The organism is Conexibacter sp. JCM 18997 (genome assembly GCF_055391915.1).
Genome location: NZ_AP043885.1, coordinates 3,113,389 through 3,131,213, shown reverse-complemented (window position 1 = coordinate 3,131,213; position 17,825 = coordinate 3,113,389). Strand labels below are relative to the sequence as shown.

Annotated in this window: 15 protein-coding genes; 9 read left to right on the top strand and 6 right to left on the bottom strand. The window is 70.4% G+C overall.

The genetic code is table 11. From position 1 onward, the window contains the following. The 4 genes from rplL to ACZ5UI_RS15990 all read left to right on the top strand — a co-directional run bounded on the left by rplL (position 1) and on the right by ACZ5UI_RS15990 (position 3,194). Positions 1-384 (top strand): 50S ribosomal protein L7/L12, encoded by a 384-nt coding sequence (rplL, locus tag ACZ5UI_RS16005; RefSeq protein WP_464188593.1) that lies wholly within the window; start codon positions 1-3, stop codon positions 382-384. Between the two features lie 75 nt (positions 385-459). Then, positions 460-1,275 (top strand): aldose 1-epimerase, encoded by an 816-nt coding sequence (locus tag ACZ5UI_RS16000; protein ID WP_464188591.1) that lies wholly within the window; start codon positions 460-462, stop codon positions 1,273-1,275. 136 nt (positions 1,276-1,411) lie between these two features. After that, the gene (locus ACZ5UI_RS15995) at positions 1,412-1,984 is read left to right on the top strand and encodes a class I SAM-dependent methyltransferase (protein WP_464188589.1); all 573 of its coding nucleotides are present in this window, start codon (positions 1,412-1,414) and stop codon (positions 1,982-1,984) included. After that, positions 1,962-3,194, top strand: a complete 1,233-nt coding sequence (locus ACZ5UI_RS15990) for an MFS transporter (RefSeq protein WP_464188587.1) — start codon at positions 1,962-1,964, stop codon at positions 3,192-3,194. Before ACZ5UI_RS15995 ends, ACZ5UI_RS15990 begins: the two co-directional genes overlap by 23 nt. Here the strand turns inward: ACZ5UI_RS15990 and ACZ5UI_RS15985 are convergent. Further along, the gene (locus ACZ5UI_RS15985; RefSeq protein WP_464188585.1) at positions 3,179-3,499 is read right to left on the bottom strand and encodes a VOC family protein; all 321 of its coding nucleotides are present in this window, start codon (positions 3,497-3,499) and stop codon (positions 3,179-3,181) included. The two genes, ACZ5UI_RS15990 and ACZ5UI_RS15985, sit on opposite strands and share 16 nt — an antisense overlap. Before the next feature lie 222 nt (positions 3,500-3,721). Here ACZ5UI_RS15985 and rpoB point away from each other — a divergent pair, with 222 nt between their 5' ends. Together rpoB and ACZ5UI_RS15975 are read left to right on the top strand one after the other, a co-directional pair. Continuing rightward, positions 3,722-7,291 carry a DNA-directed RNA polymerase subunit beta gene (rpoB, locus tag ACZ5UI_RS15980; RefSeq protein WP_464188583.1) on the top strand — a complete coding sequence of 1,190 codons (3,570 nt, stop codon included), beginning with the start codon at positions 3,722-3,724 and terminating at the stop codon, positions 7,289-7,291. Positions 7,292-7,299: 8 nt separating this feature from the next. Beyond that, positions 7,300-11,379, top strand: a complete 4,080-nt coding sequence (locus tag ACZ5UI_RS15975) for a DNA-directed RNA polymerase subunit beta' (RefSeq protein WP_464188581.1) — start codon at positions 7,300-7,302, stop codon at positions 11,377-11,379. Here the strand turns inward: ACZ5UI_RS15975 and ACZ5UI_RS15970 are convergent, their stop codons facing one another. After that, a complete protein-coding gene (locus tag ACZ5UI_RS15970; RefSeq protein ID WP_464188579.1) occupies positions 11,380-11,859 on the bottom strand; it encodes an HAD domain-containing protein in 480 nt (159 codons plus the stop codon). Positions 11,860-12,025: 166 nt separating this feature from the next. On the opposite strand from ACZ5UI_RS15970, the gene ACZ5UI_RS15965 reads away from it, so the two are divergent. Next, entirely contained in the window at positions 12,026-12,916 is an 891-nt protein-coding gene (locus ACZ5UI_RS15965) for a hypothetical protein (RefSeq protein WP_464188577.1), read from the top strand. Between the two features lie 10 nt (positions 12,917-12,926). On the opposite strand, the gene ACZ5UI_RS15960 is transcribed toward ACZ5UI_RS15965, so the two are convergent. The 3 genes from ACZ5UI_RS15960 to ACZ5UI_RS15950 are packed head-to-tail and all read right to left on the bottom strand — an operon-like array spanning position 12,927 to position 14,492. Next, positions 12,927-13,370 (bottom strand): prepilin peptidase, encoded by a 444-nt coding sequence (locus ACZ5UI_RS15960; protein ID WP_464188575.1) that lies wholly within the window; start codon positions 13,368-13,370, stop codon positions 12,927-12,929. Next, on the bottom strand, positions 13,370-13,702 hold the full coding sequence (locus ACZ5UI_RS15955) for a DUF192 domain-containing protein (RefSeq protein WP_464188573.1): 333 nt from the start codon (positions 13,700-13,702) through the stop codon (positions 13,370-13,372). The genes ACZ5UI_RS15960 and ACZ5UI_RS15955 overlap by 1 nt, the downstream gene beginning before the upstream one ends. Positions 13,703-13,727: 25 nt before the next feature. Continuing rightward, positions 13,728-14,492: an alpha/beta fold hydrolase gene (locus ACZ5UI_RS15950; RefSeq protein WP_464188570.1), complete on the bottom strand. Its 765-nt coding sequence runs from the start codon at positions 14,490-14,492 to the stop codon at positions 13,728-13,730. Positions 14,493-14,520: 28 nt separating this feature from the next. Here ACZ5UI_RS15950 and ACZ5UI_RS15945 point away from each other — a divergent pair, with 28 nt between their 5' ends. Together ACZ5UI_RS15945 and ACZ5UI_RS15940 are read left to right on the top strand one after the other, a co-directional pair. After that, positions 14,521-15,906 (top strand): aspartate aminotransferase family protein, encoded by a 1,386-nt coding sequence (locus ACZ5UI_RS15945; protein WP_464188568.1) that lies wholly within the window; start codon positions 14,521-14,523, stop codon positions 15,904-15,906. 56 nt (positions 15,907-15,962) lie between these two features. After that, positions 15,963-17,327, top strand: coding sequence for a FecR family protein (locus tag ACZ5UI_RS15940; protein ID WP_464188566.1), 1,365 nt, complete (start codon positions 15,963-15,965; stop codon positions 17,325-17,327). Here ACZ5UI_RS15940 and ACZ5UI_RS15935 read toward each other — a convergent pair. Beyond that, complete coding sequence (locus ACZ5UI_RS15935) at positions 17,324-17,794, bottom strand: Lrp/AsnC family transcriptional regulator (RefSeq protein WP_464188564.1); 471 nt, start codon at positions 17,792-17,794, stop codon at positions 17,324-17,326. The genes ACZ5UI_RS15940 and ACZ5UI_RS15935 overlap by 4 nt on opposite strands. Positions 17,795-17,825: the final 31 nt, after the last annotated feature.

Sequence of the window (17,825 nt, the reverse complement as noted above, 5' to 3'; positions counted from 1 at the left end):
ATGGCCACCAGCACCGCTGATTGGATCGAAGAGCTCAAGGGCATCTCCGTGCTCGAGCTCGCCGAGCGCATCAAGGCGCTCGAGGAGGAGTTCGGCGTCTCGGCGCAGGCCGTGGCCGCGGCCGCGCCGGCCGGTGGCGGTGGCGGCGACGCCGCGCCCGCCGAGGAGGAGTCCTCCACGGTCGACGTCGTCCTGACCGCCGCTGGCGACAAGAAGATCCAGGTCATCAAGGTCGTCCGCGCGGCGACCGGCCTGGGCCTGAAGGAGGCCAAGGCGCTCGTCGACGAGGCCCCCAAGCCCGTCAAGGAGGGCATCGAGCGCGACGAGGCCGAGAAGCTCAAGGCCGAGCTCGAGGAGGCCGGCGGCTCCGTCGAGCTCAAGTAGCTCGCGGCCACCAGGCTGCAGTCTTGGACGGGGCGCCTTCGGGCGCCCCGTCTGCGTTCGGTACCGTGCCCGGCCGTGCTCACCCTGCGCGCCGGACAGATGGAAGCCGACGTCGCGCCCGAGGCGGGGATGGTCGTCGCCTCGCTGCGCTGGCGCGGCCAGGAGCTGCTCGGGCTGCGCAAGGGCCTGGACGCCTACGTCCAGTCCGGCGCGACCTTCGGCGTGCCGCTGCTGTACCCGTTCGCCAACCGCCTGTCGGAGGTGGTCGGCGAGCGCATCGACGCCAGCGACGCGCGCCGCGACCCCGCCGGGCTGCCGATTCACGGGCTGCCCCGGGCCCGCGGGCCGTGGCGGGTCGAGGACGACACGCCTGAGACCGTGCTGGGTTCGCTGGCCTGGGACGACCCGGCGTTCGCGCCCGCCCATCGCGTCGAGGTCTCCCACGCGCTGGACGGCGCCGGGCTGACGGTCACCACGCGCGTGCTCGGGTCCGGCGTCCCGGTCGCCTTCGGGTGGCATCCGTACCTGGCCGTCGATCGGGCCTCGTCGGTGATCGAGGTGCCGGCGCTGCGCCGCCACCTGCTGGACGAGCGCGGGCTGCCGTCGGGGGAGACGACCGAGGTGGAGGCCTGGTCGGGCCCGCTGGGCGATCGCGCGCTGGACGACCTCTACGAGGCGCCCGCCGGTCTGCGCGTGCGCGCCGGCCGCGTGGCCGTGGTGTTCGAGGCGGGCGCGCGGTGGGTGCAGCTGTTCGCGCCCCCGGGTGAGGGCCTGCTGGCCGTCGAGCCGATGGCCGCGCCCACGAACGCGCTGATCAGCGGCGACGGCCTGCAGACCTCGCCCTACGAGCTGCGCTTCCGCATCGAGCTGGCCGATCGCGCCGACGGCTAGCGCGGGCGCCGGCCGTTGTCCGATTCGTCCCGGTATGCGGCTTCGATCGGACAACGGCCTCCCGCGGGCGCTGGCGCCGGTGGCAAGGCCGCGTTCGTCTTCGCCGCGCGTCCGCTCTCTCCTAGTCTCCGCAGGCGTGATCCTGGCCGACCGCTGGGCGACGATCGATGCGATCGTCGCCGCTCACCAACCGCTCAAGCTCGACCTGGGCTGCGGCTACGTCAAGGAGCCGGGCTACGTGGGGCTGGACGACCTGCGGGGCGTCGGCGGGCTGGCCGGGCAGTTCCCCTCCGTGGAGGGCGGTCCCGACGTGCTGCTCGATCTCAACGAGGACGCCTACCCGTTCGCCGAGGGCAGCGTCGAGGAGATCCGCTCGCGCCACTTCCTCGAGCACTCGCACCTGGACCACGTCTTCGAGCAGTCCCACCGGCTGCTGCGCCCGGGCGGGACGTTCGTGGGGATCGTGCCCTACGCCAACAGCGCCGACGGCATGTCGCCCGGCCACAACGTGTTCCTGACCGAGCGCTTCTTCGAGCGCAATCCGTCGTTCGGGCAGAAGTTCCAGATCACCCGCATCAGCTACCGCCAGAGCGAGGAGTGGGAGGCCTGGCCGCGGGTGCTGCGCCGGCTGATCCCCTACGACTGGGCTCGGACGCATCTCTTCAACGTCTGCAAGGAGATGCGGGTTGAGGCGGTCCGCCGACCGTAGCGACGGCGTCCTCGGCTTCCGCGACTTCCGGCTGCTGCTCGCCGCCTGGGGCCTCAGCGCCCTCGGCGACTTCCTCACCGTCGTCACGCTGACGCTGCGCGTCCAGGAGCAGACGGGCTCCGGCTTCGCCGTGTCCGGCCTGCTGATCGCCTCGGCGCTGCCGCTGGTCCTGATGAGCACGCTGGCCGGCTGGTTCGTCGACCGGTTCGAGACACGGCATGTCCTGGCGGTGACCGCCGGCCTGCAGGGCGTCTGCGTGCTCGCGCTCGCCGCGGTCGACCACCTGGCCGCCACCTACGCGCTCGTGTTCGCGCTCAACCTGGGCGGGGCGATCGAGCGCCCGGCGCTGTTCGCGCTGATCCCGCGGGTCGTCGGCGAGGAGCGCGCGCCCGCGGCCTACGCCTGGTTCGAGTCGCTGAAGTACGCCACGGTCACGCTCGGCTTCCTGCTCGGCGGCGTGCTCACCGGCCTGGTCGGCAGCTCGACGACGCTGCTGATCGACGCGTCGACGTTCGTGGTCAACGTGGTGGTGGCGCTGGCGCTGCGCACCCGCCGGGCGCCGGCCCCGGAGGCCGCAGGGCCGGTGGAGCGCGAGGCCGACGCCGAGCGGGCGATGTCCGCGGGCCTGCGCCTGCTGCGCCGCGACCGCGTGCTGCGCGCGATCGTGCTGGTGGTCGCCGGATCGATCCTGTTCGGCGGCATCGACAACCTGGCCAACGTGTTCTTCGCCAAGGACAGCCTGAAGGTGGGCGACGCCGGCTACGGCGCGCTGGCCGCGGCCTGGGGCGTGGGGATGATCGCCGGCGCGGTCGTCGCCGGGCGGCGCATCACCGCGGCGATGGCCACCACCGCGGTGGTCGGGGCCGTCGCCGTGATGGGCCTGGGCATCCTGCTGACGGCGCCCGCGCCCGCGCTGTGGGTCGCGCTGATCACGCTGGCCGCGGGCGGCGTGGGCAACGGGCTGTCGAACGTGTCGCTGCGGGTGCTCATGCAGGCGCGCGTCGAGGACGCGCTGCGGGGCCGCGTCTACTCCGCCGCCCAGGCCTGCTACACCGTCGCCGACTTCGTGGCGCTGGGGCTGGGCGGCGTCCTGGTCCAGCTGCTGGGGGCCCGGACGACGCTAGCCGTGGCGGGCGGTGGCTGCCTGCTGGCCGCGCTCGCCGGCCTGCCCGCCGTGCGCCGCGCCCGCGCCGCTCAGCCCGCCGGGTAGGCGATGATCTCGATCGGCTGACCGCCCGGCGCCTCGAGATAGAACGAGCGCGTGCCGTCGCGGTGCGGGTGGATCGCCATGTCGTGGTGCGCGGCCAGGCGCTCGAGCTCGGCCTCCGACACGCGCCAGGCCAGGTGGTTGGGGTGCTGGTCGGCCATCACGAACGCGAGCTTCGCGCCGCCCGCCTCGATCAGGCCCCAGGTGGGGTCCTCGTAGAGGACGGTCACGCCCGGCACCATCTCGCGCCACCAGGCGATCGCGGCGCCGATATCGGGGACCTGCTGAGCAACGTGGTCGAACTGCATGTTCGTTGGTACAGTACGCGCCGTCGGCCGATAGTCGCAGCCGCCCAAGCAACGCCGTCGCGCCACATACGCGATTGGCCCGGGCGGGGTCCGTGAGCGCCGAACGCCCCCCGTGGGGGCACAGCCATGCGCTGTGCTAACTTGGAACGTCGCGCGTTCTCTTCGGAGCACGCGATCCCCGCCGCCCGCTTCACCTTCGACCCTTCCAGAGGAGTCGCCGTCTTGGCTGCTACTGATGCCACGCGCACGCGCCGTACGTTTGCGCGCCTGAGCAAGCCCCTCGAGGTCCCGAACCTCATTGACATTCAGCGCCGTTCGTTCGAATGGCTCACCGATCCCGAGAACGGTGGCCTGCGCGAGACGATCGACGACATCACGCCGATCGAGGACTACACCGGCAACCTTGCCGTCGACTTCGGCGAGTTCACCTTCGACGAGCCCGTCGCGTCGATCGAGGAGTGCCGCGAGAAGGACCTCACCTACGCGCGTCCGCTGACCGTCACGGTCGCGTTCGTCAACCGCGAGACCGGTGAGATCCGCGAGCAGTCCGTGTTCATGGGCGACTTCCCGTGGATGACCGAGCGCGGCACGTTCATCATCAACGGCACCGAGCGCGTCGTCGTGACGCAGCTGGTCCGTTCGCCGGGCGCCTACCTGATGGAGCCCAAGGATCGCGAGAAGCAGGTCTTCATCGCGAACCTGATGCCGGCTCGCGGCTCGTGGCTCGAGCTCGAGATCGACAAGAAGGGCAAGGTCTTCGTCCGCATCGACCGCAAGCGCAAGCTGCCGGTCACGGTGCTGCTGCGGGCCATGGGCTACGCCAGCGACGAGGAGATCCTGCGTCTCTTCGACAACAGCCTCTACATCCGCAACACGATCGACAGCGACACCGAGGTCACCAAGACCGAGGAAGGCGCGCTGATCGAGCTGTTCAAGAAGCAGCGCCCCGGCGAGCCGCCGAGCGTCGACAACGCGCGTGCGCTGCTCAACCAGCTGTTCTTCGACCCCAAGCGCTACGACCTCACCCGCGTCGGTCGCTACAAGCTGAACTCGCGTCTCAACCTCGACATCGACCTCGAGACGCGCACCTTGACCCACGACGACATCCTGGCCCTGGTCAAGGAGCTCGTCGCGCTGCCCAAGCTGCTCGGCATGCCCGAGGAGCCGGAGGTCGAGATCAAGGACTACGCGGCCGAGTCGCAGGCGATGCCGCGCGAGCCCATCCAGGAGCACCTGGATGAGTACGAGCACTTCGGCAACCGCCGTCTGCGCACCGTCGGCGAGCTGATCCAGGAGGCCTTCCGCATCGGCCTCTACCGCATGGAGCGTGTGGTGCGCGAGCGCCTCACCACCGAGGACGCGGACACGATCACCCCGCAGACGATCATCAACATCCGCCCGGTCGTCGCGGCGCAGAAGGAGTTCTTCGGCTCCTCGCAGCTGTCGCAGTTCATGGACCAGACGAACTCGCTGTCGGGCCTCACGCACCGTCGCCGCCTGTCGGCGCTGGGTGCCGGCGGCCTGACCCGCGAGCGCGCGCCGATCGAGGTGCGCGACGTGCACCCGACCCACTACGGCCGCATGTGCCCGATCGAGACGCCGGAGGGCCCGAACATCGGCCTGATCGGCTCCCTGTCGAGCTTCGCCCAGGTCTCCGAGCACGGCTTCGTGACGACGCCCTACCGCGTGGTCAAGAACGGCGTGCTGACCGACGAGATCGTCCACCTGGATGCCACCCAGGAGGAGGAGCAGCTGATCGCGCAGGCCGACACCCCGGTCGACGCCAGCGGCAAGATCACCGCCGAGGAGTGCCTGTGCCGGACGCAGGCCGGTCAGTACGTGACCGTCCCGCCGGCCGAGGTCGACCTGATGGACGTCTCGCCCGAGCAGATCTGGTCGGTCGCGACGGCGATGATCCCGTTCCTGGAGCACGACGACGCCAACCGCGCGTTGATGGGCTCCAACATGCAGCGCCAGGCCGTGCCCCTGCTGAAGACGGATGCTCCCGTCATCGGCACCGGCATGGAGCGTCGCGCGGCCCTGGACACCGGTGACGTGGTCCTGGCCAAGAACACGGGCACGATCGCGTTCGTCGACGCCACCCACATCACGGTGGAGCACGCCGACGGTCGCGACGAGTACGCCCTGCAGAAGTTCATGCGCTCCAACCAGGGCACGCTCATCCACCAGAAGCCGCTGGTCAAGCCGGGCGACTCCGTGGAGGCCGGCGACGTGCTGGCCGACGGGTCCTCGACCGACCACGGCGAGATGGCGCTGGGCAAGAACCTGATGGTCGCCTTCATGTCCTGGGAGGGCTACAACTTCGAGGACGCGATCATCCTTTCGAAGCGCCTGGTCAAGGACGACGAGCTCACCTCGATCCACATCGAGGAGTACGAGATCGACGCCCGCACGACCAAGCTGGGCGACGAGGAGATCACCCGCGACATCCCGAACCGCAGCGAGGAGTCGCTGCGCAACCTCGACGACCGCGGCATCGTCCGCATCGGCGCCGAGGTCGGGTCGGGCGACCTGCTGGTCGGCAAGGTCACGCCGAAGGGCGAGACCGAGCTGACGGCCGAGGAGAAGCTGATCCGCGCGATCTTCAAGGAGAAGGCGCGTGAGGTCCGTGACACCTCGCTGAAGGTGCCCCACGGCGAGGGCGGCGTGGTCATCGACGTGATGACCTTCAGCCGCGAGAACGGCGACGACCTGCCGCCGGGCGTCAACGACCTCGTCCGCGTGTTCGTGGCCAAGAAGCGCAAGATCTCCGAGGGCGACAAGCTCGCCGGACGCCACGGTAACAAGGGCGTCATCTCGAAGATCGTCGACGAGCAGGACATGCCGTTCCTCGAGGACGGCACCCCGGTCGACGTGATCCTGAACCCGCTGGGCGTCCCGTCGCGCATGAACGTCGGCCAGCTGCTGGAGACCCACCTCGGGTGGGCCGCCGCGCAGGGCTGGTACGACGACGGCACCGAGGCCTACAAGGAGGCCCAGGAGCGCAAGGCCAAGGTCTACGTCTCCACGCCGGTGTTCGACGGCGCCACGCTCGAGGACGTCGACAACGCCCTGGTCAAGTGGCAGGAGCACCACAAGGGCGCCATCAAGATGGACATCGACATGAAGCGCCGTGACGGCGAGAAGGCCTCCGGGAAGCTGCAGCTGTTCAACGGCCGCACCGGTGAGCCCTTCGAGCAGAAGGTCACGGTCGGCTACATGTACATCCTGAAGCTGCACCACCTGGTCGACGACAAGATCCACGCCCGCTCGACCGGCCCGTACTCGCTCGTCACCCAGCAGCCGCTGGGCGGCAAGGCGCAGTTCGGCGGTCAGCGCTTCGGCGAGATGGAGGTGTGGGCGCTGGAGGCGTATGGCGCCGCGTACACCCTCCAGGAGATGCTGACCATCAAGTCCGACGACACCGTCGGGCGCGTGAAGGCCTACGAGGCGATCGTCAAGGGCGAGAACATCGCCGAGCCGTCGATCCCCGAGTCCTTCAAGGTGCTCCTCAAGGAGATGCAGTCGCTGGCGCTCGACGTCAACGTCGTCTCCGACGAGGGCGCACGCGCCGAGATGGGTGACGAGGACGACGACCTGTTGCGCGCGGCCGAGGAGCTGGGCATCGACCTGTCCGGCGTCCGCGCTGGCGAGGCTGCCGGCGCCGACGAGCAGGTCGAAGGCGAGGACGACACGGATGCCGTCACCGCCGACGATGACGAGGACACCGAGGCCGACGTCGATGTGGACATCGACGCCGACGTGAACATCGCGGACCTTCCGCAGGAGTAACGGCCTACATGATCGACATCAACAACTTCGACGCCATCGAGATCGGTCTCGCGTCCTCCAAGCAGATCCGCAGCTGGAGCTCCGGCGAGGTCACGAAGCCCGAGACGATCAACTACCGCACGCTGAAGCCCGAGAAGGATGGGCTCTTCTGCGAGCGCATCTTCGGTCCCACCAAGGACTGGGAGTGCTACTGCGGCAAGTACAAGCGCGTCCGCTACAAGGGCATCGTCTGCGAGCGATGCGGCGTGGAGGTCACGCGGTCCAAGGTCCGCCGTGAGCGCATGGGCCACATCGACCTGGCCGCCCCCGTGAGCCACATCTGGTTCTTCAAGGGCGTGCCGTCGCGCATCGGCTACCTGCTGGACATGGCGCCCAAGGACCTGGAGAAGGTCCTGTACTTCGCCGCGTCCATCGTGACGTGGGTCGATGACGACGCCCGTCAGGCCGACCTGCCCGAGCTGGAGACCCGTGTCAACGAGGTGCTCGACTCCTACGCCGCCGAGCGTGAGGAGCGGGTGCTGGAGCTGCGCGAGTCGCTGGCCCGCCGCGAGGCCTTCCTGACCGAGGGCGACCAGAAGGGCTTCAGCGACGAGGACCACCTGTGGGCCGACTCGCTGGACATCAACGTCAAGAAGCTCGACGACGACGAGCGCGACAAGCTCCTCAAGGAGCTGCGCAAGACGTTCGAGGCCGACATCTCCGACACGGAGGCCTACATCGAGGACGCGGCCGAGCGCATGCGTCAGGTGTGGGACCTGTTCAAGGAGATGGAGCCCAAGCGCATCGAGCACGACGAGACCACGTTCCGTGAGCTCAAGGAGCGCTTCGGGTCCCCGTACGGCTTCGGTGAGTACTTCCGGGGCGGCATGGGCGCCGAGGCGATCCGCGACCTGCTCGAGCAGATCGACCTGGACGCCGAGGCCGCGCACCTCGAGGAGCAGGTGCGCACGGCCAAGGGCCAGAAGCAGGCCCGCTCGGTCAAGCGCCTGAAGGTCGTCTCGGCCTTCATCCAGTCGGGCAACCGGCCGGACCAGATGATCCTCGAGGCCGTTCCGGTGATCCCGCCGGAGCTGCGTCCGATGGTGCAGCTCGACGGTGGCCGTTTCGCGACGTCCGACCTCAACGACCTGTACCGCCGCGTGATCAACCGCAACAACCGCCTCAAGCGGCTGTTGGACCTGGGCGCGCCGGAGATCATCGTCAACAACGAGAAGCGCATGCTCCAGGAGGCCGTCGACGCCCTGTTCGACAACGGCCGCCGTGGGCGCCCCGTCACCGGCCCGGGCAACCGGCCGCTGAAGTCCCTGAGCGACATGCTCAAGGGCAAGCAGGGCCGCTTCCGTCAGAACCTGCTGGGCAAGCGCGTCGACTACTCGGGCCGCTCGGTCATCGTGTCGGGTCCGTACCTGCGCCTGCACCAGTGCGGTCTGCCGAAGCTGATGGCGCTGGAGCTGTTCAAGCCGTTCATCATGGCCCGCCTCGTCGAGCGCAAGTCCGCGCAGAACATCAAGGCGGCCAAGAAGATGGTCGACTCGATGATCCCCGAGGTGTGGGACGTGCTCGAGGAGGTCATCCACGAGCACCCGGTGCTGCTCAACCGCGCGCCGACGCTCCACCGCCTGGGCATCCAGGCGTTCGAGCCGATCCTCGTGGAGGGCAAGGCCATCCAGGTCCATCCGCTCGTCTGCTCCGCGTTCAACGCGGACTTCGACGGCGACCAGATGGCGGTCCACCTCCCGCTCAGCGCCGAGGCGCAGGCGGAGGCCCGCATCCTGATGCTGTCGGCCAACAACATCCTGTCCCCCGCGCACGGGGCGCCGCTGGCGACGCCGTCGCAGGACATGGTGCTGGGCGCCTACTACCTGACCTACGGTCCGGAGCCCGACGAGATCGCCAAGCTGGATCCGGCGAAGCTCGAGAAGCGTCCGCGCATCTACCGCACCGCCCAGGAGGCCGAGCAGGCCTACGACCACGGCGCGGTCAAGCTGCACGACCTGGTCGAGTACCGGCCGGTCGGGCAGGACAGCCACATCCTGACCACGGTCGGGCGCATCATCTACAACGACCGCATCGAGCGGGCGCTGGAGGAGGCCGTCGGGGAGAGCTTCGACCCGGCCAGCTACGTGTTCGTCAACCAGCCGATGAAGAAGCGCGACACGTCGCGCATCATCGACGCGCTGGTGCAGGCCTACGGCGCCCCCGCGGTGTCGCTGGTCCTGGACGCGTTCAAGGACCTCGGGTTCAAGTACGCCACGCAGGCCGGCATCACCGTGTCCAAGAACGACGTGGTCGTGCCGCCGTCCAAGCCGGAGATCCTCACCAAGTACGACGGCCTGGTCGCGGAGATCGAGGACCAGTACGAGATGGGCCTGATCACCGAGGAGGAGCGCAAGGAGGCGATCGTCTCGCAGTGGGACGCCGCCACCGACGAGGTCGCTGAGGCGATGGTCGCCAACCTCGACGTGCTCAACCCGATCTACATGATGGCCAACTCGGGTGCCCGTGGCTCGTTCAAGCAGATCCGCCAGCTGGCGGGCATGCGTGGCCTCATGGCCAACCCGAAGGGCGAGATCATCCCGCGTCCGATCAAGGCCAACTTCATCGAAGGCCTGTCGGTGCTGGAGTACTTCATCTCGACCCACGGCGCCCGCAAGGGCCTCGCGGACACCGCCCTGCGTACGGCCGACTCCGGGTACCTGACCCGGCGCCTGGTCGACGTCTCGCAGGACGTCATCATCCGCGAGCCCGACTGTGGCACCGAGGCGTTCATCGAGCTGCCGATCTTCAACGAGGCGGGTGAGCCCAACGACAACCTCGTCGGGCGCTGGATGCCCGCCGCGGTGAAGGGTCCGGACGGCAAGACGGTGATCGTGGCCAAGGGCGACGAGATCGGTCGCGCGGAGTTCGCGCAGATCATCGAGGCGTTCCAGCCCGGGTTCGACGACGACAAGGTCAACCCGCGCATCGCGGTGCGCTCCGTGCTCAAGTGCGAGGCGCTCTCGGGCGTGTGCCAGGCCTGCTACGGCCGGTCGATGGCCACGGGCCAGACCGCTCAGATCGGCGACGCGGTGGGCATCATCGCCGCGCAGTCGATCGGCGAGCCGGGCACGCAGCTGACCATGCGCACGTTCCACACCGGCGGCGTCGCCGGCGCGGACATCACGCACGGCCTGCCGCGTGTCGTCGAGCTGTTCGAGGCGCGCAAGCCCAAGGGCCTGGCGCAGATCAGCGAGGTCGACGGCACCGTCGCGCTGGAGGAGACCGAGAAGGCGATCAACATCCTGGTCACCGACGACGCGGGCGACGAGCACAAGTACTCGTTCCCGCGGCGCACGCGCATGTTCGTCGAGAACGGCCAGAAGATCGAGCGGGGCACGCAGCTCAACGAGGGCTCGCTGTACCCGCACGACGTGCTCCGCGTCCAGGGGCGTACGGCGACCGAGCAGTACCTCGTCAAGGAGGTGCAGGTCGTCTACAAGTCCCAGGGCGTCGACATCAACGACAAGCACATCGAGCTGATCGTGCGTCAGATGCTCAAGAAGGTGCGCGTCGACCAGAAGGGCGACACCGAGTACCTGCCGGGCGCGTTCATCGACCGCTACGACTTCGCGCGAGCGAACGACGCGGTCAAGGCCGCGGGCGGCGAGACGGCCCAGTACGAGGAGATCATCCTCGGCATCACGAAGGCCTCGCTGAACACGGACTCGTTCCTGTCGGCGGCCTCCTTCCAGGAGACCACCAAGGTCCTCACCGATGCGGCGCTCGAGGGCAAGATCGATCGCCTCAACGGTCTGAAGGAGAACGTGATCATCGGCAAGCTGATCCCGGCCGCGACCGGGCTGAAGCGCTACCGCCGGATCGAGATCGAGCCGTCGGAGCCGCTGCCGCGGGCCGACGAGGTCGGTCTGCTGGACTCCGACGACATCGCCGCCGAGCTCGGGCTCAACGGCGAGGGTCTGGGCGGGTTCGGCTTCGACGACCAGGAGCTGGCCTCGCTGGGCGAGATCGGCAACGGCGGGGGCGTCGACCCCGGCTTCGCCGAGGAGCTCGCCGACCTGGACGTCCCGGATCCGGACGACCGCAAGTAGTCAGGCGCCGTTGGGGAGCGCCTGCGCCCAGGTGCGCAGGCGCTCCGCCAGCGCGTCGGTCAGACCGCTCACAGGGGCCGTCTCCACGATCAGCGTGGGGGCGGCCCTTTGTGCTGCCCAGTCGCGGACGGCGTCGTTGACGTCGTCGTCGATCCAGGCCAGCGGCCGCTCGCCGGCGTGGGCGATGACCGACGCGAGCTTCCAGTGGCCCGCGCTCTCGCCGAACGTCAGGTGCGGGTAGGGGCCCAGCCGGAGCACGTGGGGGAGGTGATCGTTGGCGCGGTCCTTCCAGCCCGAGCACCAGACGATCTCGTAGGTGGCGTCGAGCCGTTGAAGGTGCTCGGCGGCATCGTGCGAAAGGAGGTGCAGGATGCCGTCGACTTGGTGCCAACTGCAACGTTCGGGGACGTCACTCGGACGAAAGCCGAAAAGACTCAAGACGCCGTCGATGTCGACGAAGAGCAGTGGTTTGTCGCGCATTTCCAGGAATTCTCGAAGAGGTCGACCGATTGGCCTGGGCTTTAGGCCCGGATCGCTATGGTGCCAACACACGCCGGGCATCAAGGTTGGTGCCCCGGTGGTCGATTCCCCTAGTAGACCCCGGCCACCGCGATTTTCCTACCGCCGCGGCGTTCTCTCTTTCTGAATGACTCTTCATCTCGGCATCCTTTTCGCGCTGCTCTGCGCCTTCGTGACGAACCTCGCGTTCCTCTACAAGCACCGCGGCGCGTGCGCAGCACCGCCGGTTGACATCCGTCATCCCCTGGCCTCCGCGGCCGGGCTGTTCCGCTCGCCGTGGTTCGCGATCGGCATGCTCGTCGCCGTCGGCGCGTGGGTCTTCCACGTCGCCGCCCTGGCCATGGCTCCCATGTCCGTCGTGCAGGTCGTCCTGGCCGGCGGCCTCGTGCTGCTCGCCGTGATGGCCGACCGCCTGTTCGGCTTCACCGTGGGCAAGCGCCAGTGGTTCGGCCTGGCCGCGATGGCCATCGGCCTGGGCCTGATCGCCCTCACGCAACCGGCCACCCACGGCTCGCACTCCTCCTACTCCGTCTTCGCGATGGTCGCCTTCGAGGGCGGTCTGCTCGGCATCGGCGCGCTGCTGATCGCCGGTCCCCGCGTGGTCGGCGCCCGCGAGGAGCACCACGGCCTGGCGCTCGGCGCCGCCGCCGGCGTCCTCTTCGGGGTCTCCGACGTCGCCATCAAGGCGCTCACGGGCCTGATCGGCCTGGACGGGATCTTCGGGCTGCTGTCGCCCTGGCTCGTCGTGGCGATCGTCGCCTCGATCGCCGCCTTCTACGCCTCGGCCCGCGGCCTGCAGGACGGCGAGGCGGTTCCGGTCATCGCCATCACCGGCACGGCGGCCAACGTCTCCTGCATCGCCGGCGGCATCCTCGTGTTCGGCGACCCGATGCCCGGCGACGCGATCGGCATCGCCCTGCAGTCGGTGGCCTTCATCCTGATCATCGTCGCCGCCGCGCTCACGCCGGCCCCGGTCCGCGCCGCGCGCGTCGACGGGGCGCTCGCGCCCGCCGCGTAGCCGCCCGCCCTCAGAGCAACGTCAGCGCCACCCCGGCGCCCGCTCCGAGCGCGAGGCACGGGCCGAAGGCCAGCGTCGCGGTGCGGTAGGCGCGCAGCCCGCGCCGGGCGAGCACGCCCAACCCGTACGCCGTGCCCGCGGCGAAGGCCACGACCAGCGCCACGGCGACCGCGGCCCCGCCCAGGCACAGGCCCATGACGCCGGCCAGCTTCACGTCGCCCAGCCCCATGGCGCCCGGACGCACCAGCGCCGCGCCGAGCAGGAAGCCGGCGGCGGCCAGCCCCGCGGCCAGCCGCTGCGGCTGTCCCGCGGGGTCGAGCACCAGGCCGACCAGCAGCGCGGCCAGCGCGCCCGCGCCGGTCAGCGCGTTGGGGATCTCGCGCCGGGCCAGGTCGGTGCGGGTCGCCGCCGCGGCCACGACGAGCACGAGCGCGCTCAGCGCCCACGCCGCCATCACCGCCCCGCCGCCAGGAACGCGTCGGCCTGGCCGGCCACCACCTCGACCACCGATGCGGCGGCCCAGCAGCAGCGCAGGCGCCGCGGCCGGACGCCGCGATCGACGCGCACGACCGCGCCGCTGTCGTCCAGCCACAGGAGGTCCAGCGCGAAGCGCATGCCGCACGTGTGCACCGACCGGCAGCGCGGGATCTGCAGGCCGGCCATCGGGTCCAGCGCGTCCAGGCGGGCCAGCCCGCGGGCCCGGGCCACGCGGGTCGTGGCCAGGAACACCACGCGCCCGCCACCCAGCCAGCGCTGCGGGAGATTGGAGAAGCGGCTGATCGACACACCGCCTCTAGGGTCCCCCCGCGCGCTATTCGCCCCCCGCGCTCGCCTCCAGCAGCAACGCGGCGACGCGCGCCGGGTCGTCGAACATCGGCAGGTGGCCGAGCCCGGGGAGCGTCACCACGCGCGCGCCGTCGAGCACCCGCGCGGCGCGCCCGGCCTGGCGGGGCAGCAGCAGGCGGTCGCGCGTGCCCCAGCCGATCGTCACCCCGGTCCCGTCTCCGCCGGGCAGGCGGTAGTCGCGGTAGGCATCGGCGATCGCCGCGAAGCCGGGGATGGCCACGTCGGACAGCCCGAACGCCTGCTGGGGCGTCAGCGCCCACGGGCGCGCGACGACGTGCGCGTAGCCGAGCGTGCGCGTCACCGGGGTCGCGGCGATCGCCCGGCGCAGGGCGGCCGGTCCGTGGATGAACTGCGCCGACGCCCGCACCAGCCCCTGCACCCAGGCGGCCTCGCGCGGCGTCCACAGCCCGATGGGCGCCAGCGCACAGGCCGATCGCGCCCGTCCGGCCAGCGCGAGCTCGATGGCCACCGCCGCGCCCAGCGAGCTGCCCGCGACGTGCGGGCGCTCCAGCCCCAGCTCGTCCAGCAGCCCCGCGACCGCGCCGGCCAACGCGGCGGGCGTCGGCCGTTGGGCCAGCGGCGCCGACGCGCCGAAGCCCGGCAGGTCGACGGCGATCACGTCGCGCCGGGCCGCCACGGCGTCGAACACCGGTCGCCACACGCGCCAGTCGCAGGCGGTCCCCGGGATCAGGACGAGCGGCGGGCCGGAGCCGAGGCGGACGTGGTGCACGGGGAAATCAAATACCGTTCGAACGACGATGTCGAGCACCGAGTCGGTTCACGCGGTCAGTCACCAGGAGCAGGCCCGCCGCCACCTGTGGATGCACTTCTCGCGGATGGGCGCCTACGACGCCGACCACGAGATCCCCGTGATCGTCCGGGGCGAGGGCTGCCACGTGTGGGACGAGCACGGCCGCAAGTACTTCGACGGCCTGTCCGCGCTGTTCTGCGTGAACATCGGCCACGGCCGCGCCGACGTGGCCCAGGCCGGCGCCGATCAGGCCAAGGACCTCGGCTTCTTCACCAACTGGTCCTACGCGCACCCGCCGGCGATCGAGCTGGCCACGCGCATCGCGCAGCTCGCCCCGGGCGACCTCAACCGCGTGTTCTTCACCAGCGGCGGCAGCGAGGCCGTCGAGTCGGCCATCAAGCTGGCCCGGCATTTCCACAAGCTCACCGGGCATCCCAACAAGACGAAGCTGATCGCCCGCGAGGTGGCCTACCACGGCACCAGCCTGGGCGCGCTGAGCGCGACGGGCATCACCGCGCTGCGCCAGCCCTACGAGCCGTTCACGCCGGGCGGCTGCCACGTGCCCAACACCAACCAGTACCGGCTCAAGCCCGGCTACGGCGCCGAGACGCTGGCCGAGGCGGTCCGCGAGCGCATCGAGTTCGAGGGCCCCGACACGGTCGCCGCCGTGATCATGGAGCCCGTCCAGAACGCCGGCGGCTGCTTCACGCCGCCCGAGGGCTACTTCCAGCGCATCCGCGAGATCTGCGACGAGTACGACGTCCTGATGATCTCCGACGAGGTGATCTGCTCGTGGGGCCGTCTGGGCGAGTGGTTCGGCGCCCAGCGCTACGACTACCAGCCCGACATCATCACGACGGCCAAGGGCATCACCTCGGCCTACGCGCCGATGGGCGCCATGCTGTTCTCCGATCGCCTGGCCGAGCCGTTCCTGGAGGGCAACGCCAGCTTCACCCACGGCTTCACCTTCGCCGGGCACCCGATGGCCTGCGCGGTGGCCAGCGCGAACATCGACGTGATGGAGCACGAGGGCGTGCTGCAGAACGTGCGCGACAACGAGGCGGGCTTCCGGGCCATGCTCGAGTCGCTGCGCGACATCCCGATCGTCGGCGACGTGCGCGGCGCCGGGTACTTCCACGCGATCGAGCTGGTCCGCGACCGCGACACCAAGACGTCGTTCAACGAGGACGAGTCCGAGTGGCTGCTGCGCGGGTTCCTGTCCGGCGAGCTGTACCGCCGCGGCCTGATCTGCCGCGCCGACGACCGTGGCGACCCGGTCATCCAGCTGTCGCCGCCGCTGATCGCCGGGCCGGCCGAGTTCGAGGAGATCGAGTCGATCCTGCGCCCGACGCTCGAGGACGCCTGGGCCGAGATCGGCCGCCGCTCGCACTAGAAGTCCAGGGTGGCACCCGGTGGCTATGGCCTCGCCGGCGGGGCGAAGCTCCGGCGATGCGTCCCCTCATCGCCGTGCTCGCGACCCTCGCCATCGCGCTGACCGCCGTCTCGACCGCGGCGGCGGCCGAGCCCATCTCGCAGTTTCACCTGGGCGTCGACGACGCGGTCACCACGCGGGTCAAGATGAAGGCCGGGCAGGTCTATCCGATGGAGATCTCGGGCACGCGGACGAAGGTCCTGGGCACCAGCCCGCCCACGACGTCGTTGGAGGACGCGTTCTTCTGCGTGACCTCGACCAACCCGTCCTGTCCGCCGAAGGCCGACGCGCCCAGCGCCGGGGTGCCGATCACGGCGCGCACGTCGGAGACCACGACGCTCCATCCGCTGCAGGAGTACGTCGCCGAGGGCGAGCCCATGGCGCTCAACCCGACGTGGAGGCACCCGCCCTACAACGCCGGACACGTCTACGCCTTCGGCTTCCGCCCGAAGCTCAGCGGGAAGCTCATCATCACGACGAGCGAGACCTGCTCGCCGCCGAGCCGCTGCTCCGGCGCCGGCTTCGACGTGAAGATCTTCGCGCCGCAGACCGAGGAGCCGGCCGACCCGTGTGACGGCGCGGCGCCGACGGCCGGCACGGCCGCGGTCAACGAGGTGCGGGTCGTCGCCGTGCAGCCCGACGTCCAGTGGCATCCGGCGGGCGCGCCGGAGGACGACTGGCGCCCGGTGTGCCGGGACACCGTCCTGCAGCAGGGCGACGAGATCAGCTGCGACCCCGATGGCGCGGTGACGCTCCAGTTCGCCGACAACTCGACGGTGGTCGTCAAGAACACCACCCAGCTGAAGATCGCCTCGTTCTTCACCGAGGGCGGCGTCGTGCGCACGGAGATCCTGCTGAAGATGGGCGAGATCGCCGCGCAGGTGCACAAGTCGGAGGCGACCGCGTCGGACTTCCGCATCAAGGCGCCGACCGGCACCGCGAGCGTGCGCGGCACCGACTTCAGCGTCGCCTACGACCCGGGCGGGAAGGCGATGGTGACGACGGTGCGCGAGGGCGTGGTCGACGTCGCGCCCGAGACCGCCGGGCTCCAGCCGGCGCAGCTGACGGCCGGGCAGGAGGTCGAGGTGACGACGCAGGCGGTCTCGCCGGTCGCCCCGATCGGCCAGGCCGGCGCCCGCGGCGGGCTGGGGCGGTTCGCCGCGCTGGCCACGGTCCTGCGCACGGTGGCCCGGGCCGACGAGGCCTGCCGGATCACGCTTCCGCGCGTGAACGCGTTCGCCGTCACGGAGGCGCCCGGCGGCTGGAGCGTGCGCGTGAAGGTGCTGGGCAAGCGCAAGGGCCTGGCCCGCTGGACGATCAAGGGCCCTCGCGCGACGGCGGCGAACCCGCTGGCCAAGGCGATCACGAAACGCTGTCGCTAGGAGTCGGCGCCTGCGTCGTCGACCGAGCGGCGGAAGGACCGCGTGCGCATGACGATGCGCGTCTCGGTCACCGCGGCGCCGGCGCGGCGCAGCGCGCGCACCGTCTGGTCGAGGTCGTCGGCGTCCAGGCAGGACGCGCGCAGCTGGTAGTCGAAGCGCCCGGTCAGGAACGTCAGCTCCCGCACCGAGGGCAGCTCGGTGCAGCGCTGCTCGAAGGCGTCGGGGTCGGCGTTGGAGCCCAGGCGGAGGTCGACGAGCGCCTCCAGCCCGCGCCCGATCGCGCCGAAGTCGACGGTCGCGGCGAAGCCGGTGATGACGCCCGCGTCGACCAGGCGACGCACGCGCGGCCCGACGGCGTGGGGGCTGAGCCGGGTCAGCTCGCCGAGCTGCGTGTAGGTCGCGCGTCCGTTGTGGACCAGCTCGCTGAGGATCACTCGGTCGATGTCGTCCAACGCGATCGATTTCACGGTCCTACTCCATGTCCAGTGACATCCATGT

Coding starts and splice junctions, on each gene's coding strand:
- ACZ5UI_RS15940 (WP_464188566.1), top strand. CDS start 15,963: ATGCGTCCCCTCATCGCCGTGCTCGCGACCCTCGCCATCGCGCTGACC.
- ACZ5UI_RS15960 (WP_464188575.1), bottom strand. CDS start 13,370: ATGGCGGCGTGGGCGCTGAGCGCGCTCGTGCTCGTCGTGGCCGCGGCG.
- ACZ5UI_RS15965 (WP_464188577.1), top strand. CDS start 12,026: ATGACTCTTCATCTCGGCATCCTTTTCGCGCTGCTCTGCGCCTTCGTG.
- ACZ5UI_RS15975 (WP_464188581.1), top strand. CDS start 7,300: ATGATCGACATCAACAACTTCGACGCCATCGAGATCGGTCTCGCGTCC.
- rplL (WP_464188593.1), top strand. CDS start 1: ATGGCCACCAGCACCGCTGATTGGATCGAAGAGCTCAAGGGCATCTCC.
- ACZ5UI_RS15970 (WP_464188579.1), bottom strand. CDS start 11,859: ATGCGCGACAAACCACTGCTCTTCGTCGACATCGACGGCGTCTTGAGT.
- ACZ5UI_RS15985 (WP_464188585.1), bottom strand. CDS start 3,499: ATGCAGTTCGACCACGTTGCTCAGCAGGTCCCCGATATCGGCGCCGCG.
- ACZ5UI_RS15945 (WP_464188568.1), top strand. CDS start 14,521: ATGTCGAGCACCGAGTCGGTTCACGCGGTCAGTCACCAGGAGCAGGCC.